Genomic DNA, 15,781 nt, shown 5'->3' on the forward strand with positions numbered 1-15,781 from the left:
CCATAAGTTTTTCGTACTCGTTGAGTTGACTATTCAATGTTTAAAGCAAAATGCATTATCCGTTAAGCCCCAGGACCATGACCGAGGTTTCTTGTCATTCCACCCGGTCCATGTCCCAATGTTCCAATATCGGTCCATTGATAGCCAACAAAACCTTGAATATTGGTATTTGGGTTTACAGAAATATTAATCCCAAAGCTAACCACCAACGCCAAAGAAATCACGACTATCTTGGCTATTTTCCCCAAGTTCTCTCACCTCTTTCAACATGGACTCATAAAGTATTTGCTGCTTGCTCGTAGCATAGATTCTGTGCTCTTCAAAAAGAGAAATACATCGAACAACATCTCTTTGCTTTATAATAATTGCCATTTCCATACTTTTCAAAACATTGTTTATGGCAGTATCATTACTCTTTTTATAAAAGTAATATAATGCTAATTGATAGCAGAGATCTGAGCATCTACTCAGGTTAAAGCGTTCTTCATAATACTCGCTTCTTAGATACTCACGATCTTTTAATAATTGAATTTCATCTGAAAATTCTAATAACACGTCATCTATGGAAATTTGGTGTTTATTAGCTGCATCTACAATGGTTATTAAACCCGGTAAAATCTCCTGTATGTGTTTATCCTTAAGAAAGGAAGTATATGAAGGTAGTATTTCAGCGTTTCCTAGCAACAAATGAAGAGTGTAACGGTTTGCCTCAGCCCACATGGTAAATTTAGCAACCTCTTTTTCTCCCACTTCACCTAAATTTTCAAACCAGCTTAGATCAGCGTAATTAGCAATAAGATCTAATGCTTTTTGGTACTTACCCTGATTTTCCAGAGATACAGATGGCATAAGAAAACTATAACCGTAATAAACAACTAAATGACGTTCCGTTTGTAAAGGCTCATATTTTTTTGATTTTAATCTTTTATGTAAATCCAAGCGATACAAAGTTTCCGACAAATTACAGAGTTCCTCTGAAAAAAACTCGACTTCTTTCCACATCCCTAAATTAAAGTACACATTAATCATTTGTAACAAACCATCCAATTGGTAATTCTCAGGAACACGATTCCTATAAGGCTCAAAACGAATAACCGCTTTCAAATTCGCATCGTTATCCTTTCCAAGAGCCGTCCTGAAAAGCCGATACTGACTGATCGCCAGATTTTCATCATGCTGGTGCCTCTCATTCTCCGCTACACACTCGTAGAACGGAACAGCTCCTTGTGGGTTTCCACCAGCATAAATTTCTTCTGCGATCTCAAATACAAGTGGAAGCTTGTCCAAGTCGTCCATCATGCGGGAAAGCACTTGATTGATCTCCTTCTGCTTCCCAAGCTCCGCACATCGAAGCATGAATGGTTTCACCCGACTTCGGTGTGGTTTTCCAGATATGAAACACTCGTCTACATACAAATCGTAGAAACAGCCTTCAGGCTTTCCCAAGGTCTGGTTAATTCTATCCAAGTGAGTCATACCTAGAGGCCGCATAAGATAATTATTCAGCACCATGCTAAGATGGGACTCGAAAATGCCTGATGCTTTGGAAAATCCGCGTAAAGTATAGCCTGCTTCCTGAATGCATTTTTTTATTTCTGAGCGAATATCTATACCATTTTTCACCTGCTCTCCTCCTCACACTGAGATATACAGAGCTGTCTATATCATCCTGTTTTTCACATAATAACTTGATTGTAAGCCTCCAATGAACACACTGTCAATTATACCCAAGGTTATTATTTGCAAAATATGCTGATTTTTAAAATTAAGAAAAGCCGTTAATATATGATATGTATTCAAGCCAACCCAACTGCGTCAAATGAAACAATTGCCTCCATCTTCTTTCTAGATTTAATCAATAAATTGAGAATAGATAAATAAATATGAATAATTTTTACATGGATATATTTACAATAACCATATTTTAAAATAATATATTATCTGTAGATAAAGAATGAGCAAAAGGAGAGTAAAAATGAATCCAATCAAAAACAAGTTATTTAAAACTATACTAACTGTCGCAATTGGTTTCTCTACTTTAGCTCCTACATACGCTTTCGCCTCAGAAAAAGAAGAGACTCAATCCAAGGTCACTAGCACTGTACCCTTGACTAATGTAATTGACAACAACCCTCAATCTACTCAAGGAACTATAGAAACACAGGGGCTAAAGAAGGATGCCCTTGTTTTTGCACTTAGACATGGAGGTAAAGCCCTCGATGATCTTTTGGACTTTTTAGGCGTAAGCTCTAAAGAAGCCAAATATGTCCTTCAACATGCTGATAAAATTGCAGACTTTTTGGAGTCTACGACTAATCAACTTGAACAAAGGCTACTCGATTTTTTAATCTTCCAGTGTGGAATTCCTCAAGGGTTTGCCAGAGTTATAACTTACGCAATTTCTGGTTTTGTTCTGTAATCTAAGTTAAAATAATGATGTTCATTCTTTATCTACGGCTCAAATCTATTAAAGAATAGGTGATATCTCCTGAATAATACAGATGAGATGATTCAATTATTGAAATACCAAATAAAATTAATGAAAATGTTTATTGATGGGGATACATATCCCTATTTTATGTATTTACTTGATCATGATATTCATGAAGAACAATCTAGCATAATAAATGACATTCTAATTATTTTCAATCATAGAATGAAGTCAGATTTAAGAGAATATATTAATGAAAACAGCGAGATGATCAATAAATTAACGAGCAAGCTCAAACATTTTAATATCTCTGAAGAAAGGTTATTTTCAGAAAATCCACCCACTTTTAACGAATTCAAGGAATATACAGATCAAATTATGCCTGAACATGTTAATGCAAAGTACCTGCTAATCAGTCTTGAAAGACAATCCATGTTTAAAGACCTATCGGCATTCTTACTTACTGATGCAGAAGATCATTTATCCACTAATTAGCAAAAGGATCTGCCATTATTTAGCGGGCAGATCCTTTTTATTGAATTATAATAGCCACAGACACATAGCTTGTCGCCTTTTTCAGCTCATACCCGAATATGCCCCAGCTTGTCCGGATTGATCATCAAGTAAAAATCCTGAATATGCTCCCCGTCCGGTGCCAGACTGATGCATAAGACCTCCCTCACTGTACCTTCTTTCAAGAATACGAGCTGTACCTCACCATTGATGACGGTGCGCACCAGCTCTCTCTCCCGTAATACGGTTAATACACGACGAGAGGTTAACAGAGCGAGGACACCCTTGCGCACGACCATCGGTCGCATCACCGTATGCACGTTGCCTCCGCCATCTGCTACAAATGCGGGCTGTTCAGCCAGTAGCTCCAGCATAGCGCTAACATCGTAGGCGAGAAAGGCGGCTGTAAAACGTTCCAGCACCTTTATTCTGGAAGGGTTCATCGTACTGCTGCTAACCGAATCGGCATGGGCAGATTCCTCGGAAGCGAGAATACGGCGGGAGCGACTGAACAGTTGACGACAATTACTCTCTGTCTTTCCCAGTAATTCCGCGATCTCTTTATAGTCATATTGAAAAGCTTCCCTGAGCACAAAAACAGCCCGTTCCATCGGCTTGAGCTGCTCCAGCAGAACCAGAAAAGCGTAAGATATCATATCTTTACGCTCCAACCAATCCGCTGGAAGATCTGCGCTCTCACCAAGCGGCTCCGGCAGCCACTGTCCAACATACGTCTCCCTTTGCTTACGGGCAGAGTTCAGAAGATTCAGACACCGATTCATCGTCATTTTGGCTACATAGGCTTTGGGATTCTGTAAGTCATACAAGGGCTTTTTCTTCAACTCGACAAAGCAGTCCTGAACTACATCCTCGGCATCCGTCACTGTCCCAAGCATTCGATAAGCAATGGCAAAAGAATATTTACGATATCTTTGATATAGCTCCTCCAGATTTAACGCTACCGATTCTTGTCCAATTCCATGTTCTTTGCCAGTCAAAGTATGGCCTCCTGTTCGATTAAAGACTGCCCGGATACATCCCTGTTGCAATAGCAATCCGGTTCCAACCATTAATGACGTTAACCGCCATAATTAAATCCACATATTCTTCCTCACTAAAATGTTCTCTGACCCGATTATACAAATCCGTAGGTACCCCTTGTTCAGAAATGCGGGCAACCGCTTCAGCTAATTCAAGCATAGCACGTTCTTTTTCTGAGAACAAAGGAACTTCCCGCCATAGGGCTAACTGCAAAATGTGATCACCATAATCCCCTAGTTTCAATAGATCCTTGGCATGCATGTCCAAACAATAAGAACACCCATTGATCTGGGATACTCTAATTTTCAGCAGCTCGTACAACACCTTGTCTGTAAAACGTCCGGAAATATATTTTTCCATCTCCATCATAGCCTTAAACGTACTTGGACTCACTGCCCTGTAATTCAATCTTAAACTCACGATCATCGCCTCCATTATTGGTTTACACCTAGAAGACAAGTGAACCTGTGGATTTGTGACAAAGTGCAATAGAAAGAATCTGGAATTGCCCTCAATTGACATAGCATGTATTATAGATAAATGATTTTATGTAAAGAAGGTGAGCACTCACATGAGCGGAAAAGGTTTTATTAAGGAGTTTAAGGAGTTCGCTGTACGGGGGAACGTTATTGATCTTGCAGTCGGTGTTATCATCGGTGGAGCATTTGGCAAGATTGTCACTTCTGTAGTAAACGATATTATTATGCCTCCGATTGGTAAGCTTCTGGGCGGAATGGATTTTGCCAATTTATATTATGCAGTCGGTGCTACCGAGCCTTATAACACAGACGGCACTCGCATGACTCTGGGACAAGCCAAGGAAGCAGGAATTGCGGTTATGGCATTCGGGCAATTTTTTAACGTTCTGCTCGACTTTATGATCGTGGCCTTCTGCGTATTCCTGCTGGTCAAAGGGATCAACATGCTGAAGCGTAAAGAGGAAGAAAAACCTCCTCAGGAAAAAACGATCAAGGAATGCCCGCACTGCCTGTCGGAAATTCCTGTAGCTGCTACCCGTTGTGCACATTGCACTTCCAAGCTGGAAGGGTACGTAGAAGCACGCTAACGGTTTAGTCGGCCAAAAAACACATATGACTACAAAAAGCGGCTTAGACGATGCAACGTCTAAGCCGCTTTGATTATAGTATTGAAGGCTTGATCAGCTAAAATTGGTGATAATGCCGCGGGGCCTGACGGGCAAGCCTTCTGCGTATAGATGGGAGACGTCACCAAAGCCGATGCAACGGGGAGTCGCCCACTCCTTGGAACGCTCATCAAACAAGATCGTGGTTACGGAGCTAGGCGGCATCCAGAAACCGGACCAGACCAGGGCCAGTGGCAGCTCCAACAGATGGGCAAGCCAGGTCAGTCCGAAGCCGCCATGGCAAAATACGGCCACCCGGTCTTCGGTATGCTTCAGAATCCGATATTTACCCCCCACCCGCTCAAAGCCTTGGCGCTTCAAGAATTCATCGGAATGAAGCTTTAGCTGCTCGAAGGTTTCGGGGCTTTGCGTTCCCTGATAATAGGAAATTTCCTTCCAGGAGTCATGAGTCGGCAGAGGCACCTCGGAGCGAATCACTTCACCGGGTAAATCCCAATGAGAGAGACGACCGTAGGGAGTTTCCTCCAGCTTCAAGCCCAGCTCCTGCGTCCAGTGCTCTACTTCATGAGTCATCCCGAGAGATTCGGCGGTGTATCGCATCGTATCCAGCGCACGTCCCATAGGAGAAGCATAAATTCGGTCCAGCCCGTGACTGGACAGCCTTTTGGCCAATGCCTGAGCCTCTAAGTGCCCTTCCGGAGTTATGGTATTGTTCGGATAATCAGGATCTGCGTGCCGAATGATATACAATCTCATATTTCTTTTCTCCGTTCCTATGAAATGACAACAGGATAGCTTGATCCCTTAATGCTTATTCAGCAAGGTTTCCAGGATCGCACGTAAATCCCGGTCTTCCTGATAGACTTCCTCACCCGTATCCAGCTCAATAACCCGGATATATGTATAATTCGCTCTGGCATCGACTGGCTTGAAAATCAGTTCCTCCGGATTGTCCGGACGGACATCATAACCCATATTTTTGAACATATCCGTGATTTGCTCGATACCCGGCTTGCCTCCGCTTTCCAGCATAATCAGCCCGCGCAGCTCCTTGGGTTCTTCCGGATGCATGACCCGAAAATGTACGATACATTCCATGTAAAATCGCTCCTTTCGATCGTATACCTATTTTATGGCGTAAATCTCCATGTTCCCAGCATACCCCAAACCCCACTCCACATTCCATAGCTGCCTTCATATCGTCAGGACGGAAAACACGTTATACTGTGAAATAGACCTTTTACATCTGCTTATAATGAGGAGGAACCACGATGACTAGCGAGCTTCTGGACATCTATAACGATGAAGATAATCCCCTTGGCACAGCTTCCCGCCAAGATGCACACGCCAAGGGATACTGGCACCATACCTTTCACTGCTGGCTGGCACGAGACACCTCAACAGGCCGCCGCTTGCTCTTTCAACAGCGCCAGGATACGAAGGACACCTTCCCCGGCTACTACGATATTACGGCAGCGGGCCATTTAACGGCAGGTGAAGATGTATCTCAGGCAGCGCGTGAGCTGGAGGAAGAACTGGGCATTCACGTTCCCTTTACCTCATTGACACCGCTGATGACCGTTCGTTATGAGAGCAAAGGAACGGCACAAGGCATATCTTTTTGGGACCGTGAGGTCAGCTCGGTGTTTGGTTTGCTGTCGAACCAGCCATTGGAGGCCTATCGTCTCCAGCAAGAAGAAGTGGCCGGGCTGTACGAAGCAGACCTCGAACAAGCACTTGCCCTCTTTGAAGGACGTATTCCTTTTCTCGAAGCCAACGGCATATCCTCGGGGCCGAACCCCGAACAATATCGCCACCTGATTACATCGGATCAATTCGTTCCTCATAAGGCCGGATACATTACATCTATATGCCGGGCTCTGATGGAACTTCCTGCTCTATAATTCTTATTTTATTCTCCAGCCGACATATATTTACCGATAATGCCCTCATACCGCCAGCCATACCGGGTCGACAGCTCGCTGCCCATGTCATGCTCCAGCTCATACAGAATCAGATCCTGGGCAAAATGATTCAGCAGCAGTCCTGTCATCACCGGATGCTCGGTAATGAGCGCCTGTGTCGGGCAATTCTCTCCCCGCATGCCCAGCATGCACCAGCGCCGATCAATGACAAAAGAAAATTTGCGTCCCGACGGCTCCTGTCCGTTGTTGCCAGACGCACGCGGCAGCCAAGGTCCAAGCACACTTTCTCCGTTATCGCAGGACCATAACAGGCGCACACCCCGTTTTTCGGCTTTTTCCAGCTCTGTCCGCAGCAGTTCAGCTTCCTCACGCCACAAATCCAGCACAATCTCATGCTCCGCCCGTTCCAGCTCACGTGTCAGGCTTTCCAGTACATTCCGGTCGCCTTCCGCGTTATAAAAGGTCGGCTTGGCCGGCTCTGCTCTCGGCATTTCCTTCTCGACCGCACGCAGGGACTCCTGTAACTGCCCTTCAATCATCCGGGTCAGCTCACCCGATGGCAGCATGCTGTAACGCACAGGTTCTCCCGCACTCGCCCTGAGATACCCCTGCCCGGCCAGACGCTGCAAAGCTGCGTATACGTTGGAGCGTGATGCACCCAGACGCTTGGCGACTTCATAGCCGGAGGCCGCATTTTGCCTCGATAGCTCGACCATAACCTTGGCTTCCATTTCCGTAAATCCCAGATTCCGCAGATGATGCAGCAAACGCTCCATATGTTCTGTTCCCCCTATGCTGCCCGGCGTTCTGTCCATGTCCTGCGGCAGCCTGTTCGGCTGCGTCAAATCTGTTCAGCTCCGCAACGCGGGCACCACTTGGAGCCTTTGGGCAGCTCGGCTGTACAAATTTGGCATTTCACATTCTCGCGTACCTGTGCAGCCGGAGTTGCCGGCTTTTCTGCCTCGGAGTTGTTAGCCTTCCAGTACCGAATGCGCTCGTCCAGCTCCTCCTGACGCTCCCGTTCACGTTCCAGCTCCTCCAGACGGCGATGCTCTTGCTCCAGCTCTTCCTGACGACGACGCTCCCACTCTTCATCGAAGGCCGCTTTTTCTTCCGGTGTAAAATCGGACACCGTATAGTTGCGCTCCAAGCTGGATGGTTCGTGCATTTCATGCAGCTTATGCTGCTCCAGTTCATGCCGATCATACGGCTCATGTTCTTCGTAATGGTTGTAAGCAGGCTCAGCACTCTTGGCTGGCTCCTCGTGCTTGCGCAGATCAAACGAATATACGCCCGTTGGCGCCTCTTCGCGCACAGCAGCTACTTGCTTGGAAGCTGCCTGTCCCTCATTCAGCTTGCGCCCACATTTCGGACAAAAGTTCGCATCCAGTGGCACAACAGCTCCACAGGTGCATAAATGAGCATTTTTCAGCTCTGCAATTCTGCCGCGCAGCTCGTCAATTTCATCCTGAAGCTCATCACAAGCGGTAGACAGCTGTGTCATTTCCTTTTCTGCCACCGACATATCGGATGCCCGGTAGCCTTCATAAAAAATTTGACCCATTCGCAAAAAATGAACATCCATTTCCTGCTGAATCGCTGTAATCTGTGAGTTTATTTTACTAATCTCGACAGCATGCTGTGCCTTTTCTGTAGCGCGATTAGCGCCTTCCTTAATACGTTGAATCAGCTTCATCGTGATTTCCTCCCTATATCCAGCCGGATTTCCCCGTACCGTGCATATATCCAAGTTTTTTTCTGTTGGCAAACCTCGAACTCCTGTATAATGGAATGCGGTCATATCGCCTTTTGAAAGGATGCAAGCATCCGCGGCAACGTTCTGACATTCTAACAATCTGTTCAGACCCGCATGCGTTTCAGCATATATTTCAGTCTATTGTCTTGTTCTCAAGGTCAGCTCATGCTGACTAGAACTCTATCATACCAAAAACTACCCCCATTTGTGAAAATGGAAGATTTTATAATCGAAAGGGGTTTCAGGATCATGGGCCCAAATCCTGCTTTTTACCCCCGACCTATCGGGGTTCCTTATTCAACGTCGAGCCCGCAGGCCCGCCGTGCTTCTATGGATACCAGCACAACACTGGTATCTGACAGTGACCGCGACTCGGCTTATTTTCGCGCTTTGGAGAACGCGGGCATTCACTTGAACCGCCCGCAAATTCAGGCGGTCCGCCATGGTAAAGGCCCCCTACTGACACTAGCCGGGGCAGGCTGCGGCAAAACCACAGTACTGGCCGCCCGTGCAGGCTACCTGATGGCGCTGCGGGATGTTCCTGCATCGTCCATCCTGCTGGTCACCTTCACCAGCAAGGCGGCTGCCGAAATGAAGCTGCGCATCGCAGGATTGCCCGGTGTGCGCCCGGCTGCCGCACGTGCCGTCCAAGCACGTACCTTCCACTCGTTCGCTTTGGCGATGCTGCGGCATCGCGGCGTGCAGGATGAAGTATTCGGCGAAACGCAGGCCCAGCACACCGTTATGAAAATGATGCTGCGCCAGCTCGGGCTTAGTGAGGCCTTCCAGCCTGAAAGCCTGCTGTCCGCCCTCTCCGCCTGGAAGGCGGAAGGCTGCAGCGCGGACGAGCTGCCGGAAACCGTACGCGAGGAATCGGATGCCAAGCGTGCCATGCTCGCTTATGAAGCGTGGAAACAGGAGCGCAATAAAATGGATTTTGACGATATTCTGCTGCGTGCCTCCGTTCTGCTGCGTGACCCGGATGTGCTTCAGCCGCTTCAGCGGCGTTTTTCCCACATCATGGTCGATGAGTTTCAGGATACGAATGCCCTGCAATATGAAATGGTGCAGCGATTGGCTGCCCGTCACCGCAATCTGATGGTCGTCGGTGATGATGACCAGACGATCTACACCTTTAACGGGGCACGTCAGGAATCCATTCTGGAGTTTGACAAGGTTTATAAGGATGCAAAGGTCATTACCCTTGATATTAATTACCGCAGCGATGCGCGGATTTTGGGGTTGGGCTCCAACATTGTCGCCAAAAACGTCCACCGACGCTCCAAGCGCCTGTCGGCTGCCGGACGTGAGGGCCTGCCCCCACAGTTTGCTACGCCATCCGGGCCGGAGGAAGAAGCGGCGCATATTGTTACACATCTGCTCGGACAGGTAGAGGAAGGTCGGCTTCGCTACCGGGATATCGCTATTTTGCACCGGACAGCCAGCGGAAGCCGTTCTATTTTTGAGCAATTAATCATGCGGGATGTACCGTTTATTCAGTATGGAGCCGGGGCGGTATTTTATGACCAATCCCTGATTCGTCCCTTGATGGATCACCTGCGTCTGTCGCTGAACCCCCGGCGGATGGAATCCATTCCGAGTACCCTTGGGCCGCTGTATGTCTCCCGTGAAGCAGGGATGGAATGGATTATGCGCGAGGAAAAGCTGCAGACTAAAAAATATCCGTTAATCCATCTCAGCCGCTGGGATCGGCTGCGCGACTTTCAGCGCGAACAGGTGAAGGAGCGTATTCGGCTGATTCGCAGCCTCACCACGATGAAGCCAACCTATGCCATTCAGGAAATGCGGCGCGTCTTCTATGATAAGTATTTGGAAAGCGGCGATACGGGCGCGTGGACTCATTATAAGGAAACGATGCAGGAAAGTCTGGAGGAGCTGGAAACGGCGGCGAAGCGTTTTGACACGGTGGAGGCGTTCGTCAGCTTTGCGGACGAGCTTTCCGAGCGCCACCGTCAGATGGAATCGCTGCGCAGAGAGGAAGACAGCGATGCTGTCCGCCTGATGACGATCCACCGGGCCAAGGGACTGGAGTTCCCTTGCGTCTACTGGATCGGCGCAAGCGAAGGCATCCTGCCGCACAGCTCCGCGTTGCACAGCGAGCTGCCAGAGGATCGGCGGGCAGGCGCAGCCCCCGCAGCAGCCGTAGATAACGACGCGGCGCTGGAGGAAGAGCGACGCCTCGCCTACGTGGCCGTCACCCGGGCGAAGGAGCTGCTGTACATCACCTCCCCTGCCTCCAACCACGGCAAGCCTGCCGCCGTGTCGCGGTTTCTGCTGGAAGCCTACGGGGTCACACCCCCTGAGGCTTCCAAGCCGGAAACGCGGCGCACCAGCTTCGGCCAGCCGAAGGGGACTTCCGGGCAAGGTGGCCGCGCTAACAGCGGAACGAACGCGTCCGGCACGGCTACCCGCGTGAGCAGCAGGCCCGGACCGGGCAGCGGGCCAGCGCGGACGGCCTCGTCGGTGGCAAGTACACGGGAGGAGCCACGCATCAGCGTGCCCGTGTGGAAATGCACCGACGACGCCTGCAAGGCGTGGATGCGGCGTGATACGACAGGCGCCCGCCGAACGGCTTCGGCTGGAGCAGGCACGCCGCCGGTGTGCCCCCTCTGCTCATCCCCGATGACTGAGGGGACACGCAGCATCCCGGCTAGATAAACACGAGGCGAATAGCCTATACCGTTAAGGCATGCGGTGATGGACGTAAAGTTTACTCTATGGTTGCCTTGCGATAATCTCAGAATAAAGTAGAGGGCGCTCGCCAGCTTCCTCTTCACCTTAAAGATGCCGCACATGCTGGGACATACAATAGAACGAAGGCATCATTCGATTGATGTCTTCGTTTTTTTTACATAATTTTAAAAATAGAGTAAATTATTATAAAGGCATTGCAACTTTCTTCAACATAGGATTCGTTATAGAAAGAGAAAGGATGTGTTAATCTAAATATGAACAAGCCTGCTCAAATTATTTCTATTCTTATACTTTCTGCAAGTGTAAGTGTGTTTGCTGGTTGTGGAAAGCAGGAAACAACAGGTACCTCCATCAATGAAACAGTACCGACAACCTCAGAATCGGTCGTAAAAGAAGGACCAGATCAATCAGCTGCCCTACAAAGCTTGGACGAAATCAAATGAATGAAGTTAAAGACCCTCTGATTGAGGATGCCATGATAACAAAACTCAAATCGGCAATAGCCGCCTTCGTGTCAAAAGATTTGGATCAATTCCATGCTGCGCTCGCTCCAAACGTTGGAACAGCTCACGATTATCTCTTCGATCATCCGGTGAAGTTTACTGGTATTGCCGAAGCTGTAAAAGAAAATGATCGGATATTGGTACCTGTTATAGGCGAACGGCTTAATAAAGAAGAAGGATACTCACCTGATATACGGTATACCTTCTATTTTGAAAAAAATAAAGATGGAGTATGGAAAATTGTTTCAATTGACTAATTAATTCTCATTCCATGCCAAGCAAAAAGGTGAGGATAAATTACTTACTCCACGTGGACTACACAAAAATAAGTCTTGATAATCGAATAAAGTGGTCCATCAATTACGTACGCATCTGGTTTAGGTGATTCGTATTCATATTGGCAAGCATGTATTTCAAGCGTGCTTCTGCAAGGAATGACAACTTGACAGTCTCCAACTGTATTTTTGCAACAAAATAGTCCAAACCATGATGAACATGATTTGAACTATGCTTTTGCTCATTTTGAGGACTTTCCTTCCAAATAAGAAACAGGCTCTTTAACCTCTACCTTGGTGCCGCCAAATTCATCTTTAATGTATTTTTGGGTATCCTCGCTATGATACAGATCTGCCAGCTTTTGAAGTCCTTTGTCATTCGCCTTATCGGATGAGGTCACCAGGACATTGATATTATTTTTAGTCGCCTGACTAATCTCTTCGTGGAACAAAGAATCTTTAAGTACATTCAGGCCACCTTCCAAAGCAATCGTGTTCCCGATCAACACCAAGCCTACATCCTGAATCACACGAGGACCTGTTTTATCGTCGATCAGCTCGAATTTCAGGTTTTTAGGGTTGCTGGTGATATCTTTGACCGTGCCTAAAGCATCATCAAAATCTGCTTTCAGCTTAATTAAGCCGGAAGCCTCCAACAGCTTCAAGCCTCTTGCCGTATTGGCCGGATTATCTGCCAAAGCCACCAAAGCCCCGTCCGTCACTTCATCAATGCTTTTGAATTTTTGTGAGTAGATGCCCATCGGCTCCAGATAGGTTGTGGCAATAGCCCTCAAATCCGCCTTACTTTCCTTGTTGTAGGTAACGAGATACGCCCACGACTGGAATGCATTCACATCTACTTCGCCTTCCTTGGTGGCATTGTTCGTTTCGATCCCGCCGTTAATTTCCTTCACTTGAATATCCAGCTTGGCATCCTTAACTGCTTGAGATTGGGCAATATGCTTCCAGATCTGTGCGTCCGAGCCCATGGAACCGATGACTATTTTCTGTGTTTCCGAACCGGAAGTGGAGCTGGCACCACTACTGTCAGAGCTTTTATTGCCACATCCTGCAGCTACTAATAATAAACTGATTCCTAATAGTAAAACGAATGATTTCTTCATCTCTACTTCCCCCCAGATCTTGCTAGTGCATCGTCATTCCGCCTGTAACATTAATCGCTTGTCCTGTCATATATGCGGAGAGCGGACTTGCCAAAAACAGCACCACATTGGCGACATCCTCCACCTCAGCCGTTCTTCCCAGAGGTACCTGAGAACAATCTTCCTCATATATTTCTTGAGCGGTCATTCCACGAATGACGCCCCCCTCAATCCGTTCCCGATGCTTCATCGGCGTTTCTACAATGCCGGGACACACCGCATTAACTAAAATATTTTGGGGCGCAAGCTCAATCGCCATAACCTTGGTTAATCCGAGAACCGCGTGCTTGGAGGCGCAATACCCCCCCATCGCCCGATATCCATTTTTTCCAGCCTGCGAAGCGATTTGAATAATTCGTCCCGGCTTATGAGCGTTCACCATTTCTTTGGCAAACCGTTTGGACGTCACATACAATCCGGTTGAATTTATAGAAAATACCTTCTCCCAGTCTGCTAAATCGCTATCAATCACATAGTCCATCGTGGAAGTGCCCGCGCAGTTTACCAATATGTCAGGGACTCCCGTTTCACTGAACAGTACATTGCACCATCTCTCAATATCTTCCGGCTTGGAAATGTCCAAATGAGTTTCAACCAACTGCGGATTGACCACTCGATACGGCTCCTCATAGGAAATATCAGCAGAAATCACTTTAGCCCCGCTTTTCATGAAAAGCTCCACAATTCCCTTGCCTATACCTGACTTGCCGCCTGTCACTACCGCTGTCTGATGAGATAAGTCAATCGAAATCATAAATATTAAAATACTCTTTCGAAAGGATCTCGGCTAATGCCAGCTTCCAATACAATTTTCACATATTCCTGTGCCGAGAAAAGAGAGTGGTCCTTGTAGTTCCCGCATTCCAAAGGCGTCACAGCCGGAACCTCCGTGGTTTCCAGAATTCTTTTCAAGGTTTTTTCCAAAGCGACTGCAATTTCCTCGGGCTCATGTTCATTCCAAAGAATCAAATAGAACCCGGTTCTGCATCCCATCGGAGAAATATCAATAATCCCTTTAATTTCATCTCTCAAATACGTCGCCAACAAGTGCTCCAGCGTATGTACAGCGGCTGTTGGAATTGCATCTTCATTTGGCTGTAAAAATCTCAAGTCATACTTTTGAACTGTGCTTCCTTTTTCGTCATGCTCTACTCCAGCTGCTCTTACATAAGGGGCTTTTACAATCGTGTGATCTAATTGAAAACTTTCTACTTTTGCCATTTCACTCAACCTCATTTTCTGTAATTTATATTTTTAATCTAATGACGGATACTCTACATTCGTGCTAATTTTTTAAAATTAAATGCTCCAAATCAGCATTTTTGTAATTATACATCGGATTACTCGGTTTTACCACAAAAATTCTTGTCCTATTTCTCCTTTCTTTGACCTTCTCTCCTTTGCCTCTAGGTTTTGACATAGTGTACAATATATACGGGAATGCATATTTACGAAATAGATCGAGGACATCGTAAGCCTCATTTAGGAGAATGCCCTGTGAATGAACCGGATTGGAAGCACTTGAATGCTGTCCCTTTGCCCTTACAGGAATTTCAGCTACAGCTGGAGCAGAACGGAGTTAACGCCAAGCAACTGGAAGAATGGAGAAAAATCCCTGTCCTTTATCAGCTGGCTCTGGAGGAATTAAAGAACAAAATCAAGCTGATTCAGACGGAATGGAAGCTGTTGGACGGCTTTAGCCCGATTGAGCATATCAAGACCCGAATCAAAGAGCCTCACAGCATCGTGGAAAAGGTTCGGCGCAAAGGGTATGAAGTCACTCTGGACAATATATTGCGTGAAATTCATGATATCGCGGGAATGCGGGTCGTGTGTGCTTTTGTTAAAGATATTTACCGCCTGATGGATCATCTGCGTACACGGGAAGACATCCGTATTCTGGAGGTCAAGGACTATATTGACCAACCCAAGCCCAACGGCTATCAGAGCCTTCATGTCATTGTAGAAGTTCCCCTGATTCTGTTTGAAGGTACGCGCTGGATCAAGGTTGAAATTCAGCTTCGCACACTGGCTATGGATTTCTGGGCCAGTATGGAGCATATTTTGTACTATAAGTTTGATAAGAAAGTGCCTGAGCATGTCGTCAATGGGCTGTCCGAGGCTGCGCGTGCAACCTATGAGCTGGATCAGAAAATGCTAAAGCTGCGCGGCGAAATCTTGTCGCTCAGCGAGGATCAGGAAGAATCGTCTGCGCAACCGCCTGCGGCTTCAGCTCCGAGGAAGCACGCTCTGCCTACAGATCACGCCGTATCCCGGCCGCAGACCTGCTAGAGCTTCACTACTTATCTGATAACCTGAGCAATTCGTCGGTCAGGGGGACAACCGCCTTGGCT

19 protein-coding genes are annotated in these 15,781 nt (G+C 47.0%); 8 read left to right on the plus strand and 11 right to left on the minus strand.

Annotated elements, in window-relative coordinates:
* Nucleotides 1-62 precede the first annotated feature (62 nt).
* Both E0698_RS18260 and E0698_RS18265 read right to left on the minus strand, forming a co-directional pair.
* Nucleotides 63-224 carry a hypothetical protein gene (locus E0698_RS18260; RefSeq protein ID WP_192512480.1) on the minus strand — a complete coding sequence of 54 codons (162 nt, stop codon included), beginning with the start codon at nt 222-224 and terminating at the stop codon, nt 63-65.
* Complete coding sequence (locus E0698_RS18265; protein WP_192512481.1) at nt 199-1,623, minus strand: DNA-binding protein; 1,425 nt, start codon at nt 1,621-1,623, stop codon at nt 199-201. The genes E0698_RS18260 and E0698_RS18265 overlap by 26 nt, the downstream gene beginning before the upstream one ends.
* Before the next feature lie 352 nt (nt 1,624-1,975).
* On the opposite strand from E0698_RS18265, the gene E0698_RS18270 reads away from it, so the two are divergent.
* Together E0698_RS18270 and E0698_RS18275 are read left to right on the plus strand one after the other, a co-directional pair.
* A complete protein-coding gene (locus tag E0698_RS18270) occupies nt 1,976-2,419 on the plus strand; it encodes a hypothetical protein (RefSeq protein WP_192512482.1) in 444 nt (147 codons plus the stop codon).
* Nucleotides 2,420-2,506: 87 nt separating this feature from the next.
* Nucleotides 2,507-2,926: a hypothetical protein gene (locus E0698_RS18275; protein ID WP_192512483.1), complete on the plus strand. Its 420-nt coding sequence runs from the start codon at nt 2,507-2,509 to the stop codon at nt 2,924-2,926.
* Between the two features lie 86 nt (nt 2,927-3,012).
* Here the strand turns inward: E0698_RS18275 and E0698_RS18280 are convergent, their stop codons facing one another.
* Entirely contained in the window at nt 3,013-3,942 is a 930-nt protein-coding gene (locus E0698_RS18280; protein WP_192512484.1) for a sigma-70 family RNA polymerase sigma factor, read from the minus strand.
* A 19-nt stretch (nt 3,943-3,961) separates the two neighbouring features.
* A complete protein-coding gene (locus E0698_RS18285; protein WP_192512485.1) occupies nt 3,962-4,405 on the minus strand; it encodes a carboxymuconolactone decarboxylase family protein in 444 nt (147 codons plus the stop codon).
* A gap of 151 nt (nt 4,406-4,556) precedes the next feature.
* Between E0698_RS18285 and mscL the strand changes: the two genes are divergently transcribed.
* Nucleotides 4,557-5,051 (plus strand): large conductance mechanosensitive channel protein MscL, encoded by a 495-nt coding sequence (gene mscL / locus E0698_RS18290; RefSeq protein ID WP_192512486.1) that lies wholly within the window; start codon nt 4,557-4,559, stop codon nt 5,049-5,051.
* Nucleotides 5,052-5,144: 93 nt separating this feature from the next.
* On the opposite strand, the gene E0698_RS18295 is transcribed toward mscL, so the two are convergent.
* Both E0698_RS18295 and E0698_RS18300 read right to left on the minus strand, forming a co-directional pair.
* Nucleotides 5,145-5,846 (minus strand): histidine phosphatase family protein, encoded by a 702-nt coding sequence (locus tag E0698_RS18295; protein ID WP_192512487.1) that lies wholly within the window; start codon nt 5,844-5,846, stop codon nt 5,145-5,147.
* Between the two features lie 48 nt (nt 5,847-5,894).
* Complete coding sequence (locus E0698_RS18300; RefSeq protein ID WP_025682722.1) at nt 5,895-6,188, minus strand: hypothetical protein; 294 nt, start codon at nt 6,186-6,188, stop codon at nt 5,895-5,897.
* A gap of 173 nt (nt 6,189-6,361) precedes the next feature.
* Between E0698_RS18300 and E0698_RS18305 the strand changes: the two genes are divergently transcribed.
* Nucleotides 6,362-6,994: an NUDIX hydrolase gene (locus E0698_RS18305; RefSeq protein WP_192512488.1), complete on the plus strand. Its 633-nt coding sequence runs from the start codon at nt 6,362-6,364 to the stop codon at nt 6,992-6,994.
* Between the two features lie 8 nt (nt 6,995-7,002).
* Here E0698_RS18305 and E0698_RS18310 read toward each other — a convergent pair whose 3' ends face one another.
* Entirely contained in the window at nt 7,003-7,791 is a 789-nt protein-coding gene (locus E0698_RS18310; protein ID WP_192512542.1) for a TrmB family transcriptional regulator, read from the minus strand.
* A 65-nt stretch (nt 7,792-7,856) separates the two neighbouring features.
* Nucleotides 7,857-8,711 carry a zinc ribbon domain-containing protein gene (locus E0698_RS18315; protein WP_192512489.1) on the minus strand — a complete coding sequence of 285 codons (855 nt, stop codon included), beginning with the start codon at nt 8,709-8,711 and terminating at the stop codon, nt 7,857-7,859.
* Between the two features lie 309 nt (nt 8,712-9,020).
* Here E0698_RS18315 and E0698_RS18320 point away from each other — a divergent pair, with 309 nt between their 5' ends.
* From E0698_RS18320 to E0698_RS27035, 3 genes are all read left to right on the plus strand, one after another.
* Nucleotides 9,021-11,450 carry a UvrD-helicase domain-containing protein gene (locus tag E0698_RS18320; protein ID WP_192512490.1) on the plus strand — a complete coding sequence of 810 codons (2,430 nt, stop codon included), beginning with the start codon at nt 9,021-9,023 and terminating at the stop codon, nt 11,448-11,450.
* A 290-nt stretch (nt 11,451-11,740) separates the two neighbouring features.
* A complete protein-coding gene (locus tag E0698_RS27030) occupies nt 11,741-11,929 on the plus strand; it encodes a hypothetical protein (protein ID WP_238354058.1) in 189 nt (62 codons plus the stop codon).
* Nucleotides 11,926-12,246: a hypothetical protein gene (locus E0698_RS27035; protein WP_238354059.1), complete on the plus strand. Its 321-nt coding sequence runs from the start codon at nt 11,926-11,928 to the stop codon at nt 12,244-12,246. The genes E0698_RS27030 and E0698_RS27035 overlap by 4 nt, the downstream gene beginning before the upstream one ends.
* Nucleotides 12,247-12,506: 260 nt before the next feature.
* On the opposite strand, the gene E0698_RS18330 is transcribed toward E0698_RS27035, so the two are convergent.
* From E0698_RS18330 to E0698_RS18340, 3 genes are read right to left on the minus strand one after another with little or no spacing between them, the layout of a single operon-like run.
* A complete protein-coding gene (locus tag E0698_RS18330) occupies nt 12,507-13,388 on the minus strand; it encodes a MetQ/NlpA family ABC transporter substrate-binding protein (RefSeq protein ID WP_192512491.1) in 882 nt (293 codons plus the stop codon).
* 22 nt (nt 13,389-13,410) lie between these two features.
* On the minus strand, nt 13,411-14,181 hold the full coding sequence (locus E0698_RS18335) for an SDR family NAD(P)-dependent oxidoreductase (protein ID WP_192512492.1): 771 nt from the start codon (nt 14,179-14,181) through the stop codon (nt 13,411-13,413).
* 5 nt (nt 14,182-14,186) lie between these two features.
* Nucleotides 14,187-14,648: an S-ribosylhomocysteine lyase gene (locus E0698_RS18340; protein WP_025685885.1), complete on the minus strand. Its 462-nt coding sequence runs from the start codon at nt 14,646-14,648 to the stop codon at nt 14,187-14,189.
* A gap of 276 nt (nt 14,649-14,924) precedes the next feature.
* Between E0698_RS18340 and E0698_RS18345 the strand changes: the two genes are divergently transcribed.
* Nucleotides 14,925-15,719, plus strand: a complete 795-nt coding sequence (locus E0698_RS18345; RefSeq protein WP_192512493.1) for a GTP pyrophosphokinase family protein — start codon at nt 14,925-14,927, stop codon at nt 15,717-15,719.
* Nucleotides 15,720-15,781 lie beyond the last annotated feature (62 nt).

It is taken from the genome of Paenibacillus sp. 23TSA30-6, from assembly GCF_014858585.1.
Taxonomy (GTDB): Bacteria; Bacillota; Bacilli; order Paenibacillales; family Paenibacillaceae; genus Paenibacillus.

Bases quoted from the DNA above. Each gene is read 5' to 3' on its own strand.
- E0698_RS18270 (WP_192512482.1), top strand. From the start codon at position 1,976: ATGAATCCAATCAAAAACAAGTTATTTAAAACTATACTAACTGTCGCA.
- E0698_RS18275 (WP_192512483.1), top strand. From the start codon at position 2,507: ATGATTCAATTATTGAAATACCAAATAAAATTAATGAAAATGTTTATT.
- mscL (WP_192512486.1), top strand. From the start codon at position 4,557: ATGAGCGGAAAAGGTTTTATTAAGGAGTTTAAGGAGTTCGCTGTACGG.
- E0698_RS18295 (WP_192512487.1), bottom strand. From the start codon at position 5,846: ATGAGATTGTATATCATTCGGCACGCAGATCCTGATTATCCGAACAAT.
- E0698_RS18300 (WP_025682722.1), bottom strand. From the start codon at position 6,188: ATGGAATGTATCGTACATTTTCGGGTCATGCATCCGGAAGAACCCAAG.
- E0698_RS18305 (WP_192512488.1), top strand. From the start codon at position 6,362: ATGACTAGCGAGCTTCTGGACATCTATAACGATGAAGATAATCCCCTT.
- E0698_RS18310 (WP_192512542.1), bottom strand. From the start codon at position 7,791: ATGGAGCGTTTGCTGCATCATCTGCGGAATCTGGGATTTACGGAAATG.
- E0698_RS18315 (WP_192512489.1), bottom strand. From the start codon at position 8,711: ATGAAGCTGATTCAACGTATTAAGGAAGGCGCTAATCGCGCTACAGAA.
- E0698_RS18320 (WP_192512490.1), top strand. From the start codon at position 9,021: ATGGGCCCAAATCCTGCTTTTTACCCCCGACCTATCGGGGTTCCTTAT.
- E0698_RS27030 (WP_238354058.1), top strand. From the start codon at position 11,741: ATGAACAAGCCTGCTCAAATTATTTCTATTCTTATACTTTCTGCAAGT.
- E0698_RS27035 (WP_238354059.1), top strand. From the start codon at position 11,926: ATGAATGAAGTTAAAGACCCTCTGATTGAGGATGCCATGATAACAAAA.
- E0698_RS18330 (WP_192512491.1), bottom strand. From the start codon at position 13,388: ATGAAGAAATCATTCGTTTTACTATTAGGAATCAGTTTATTATTAGTA.
- E0698_RS18335 (WP_192512492.1), bottom strand. From the start codon at position 14,181: ATGATTTCGATTGACTTATCTCATCAGACAGCGGTAGTGACAGGCGGC.
- E0698_RS18340 (WP_025685885.1), bottom strand. From the start codon at position 14,648: ATGGCAAAAGTAGAAAGTTTTCAATTAGATCACACGATTGTAAAAGCC.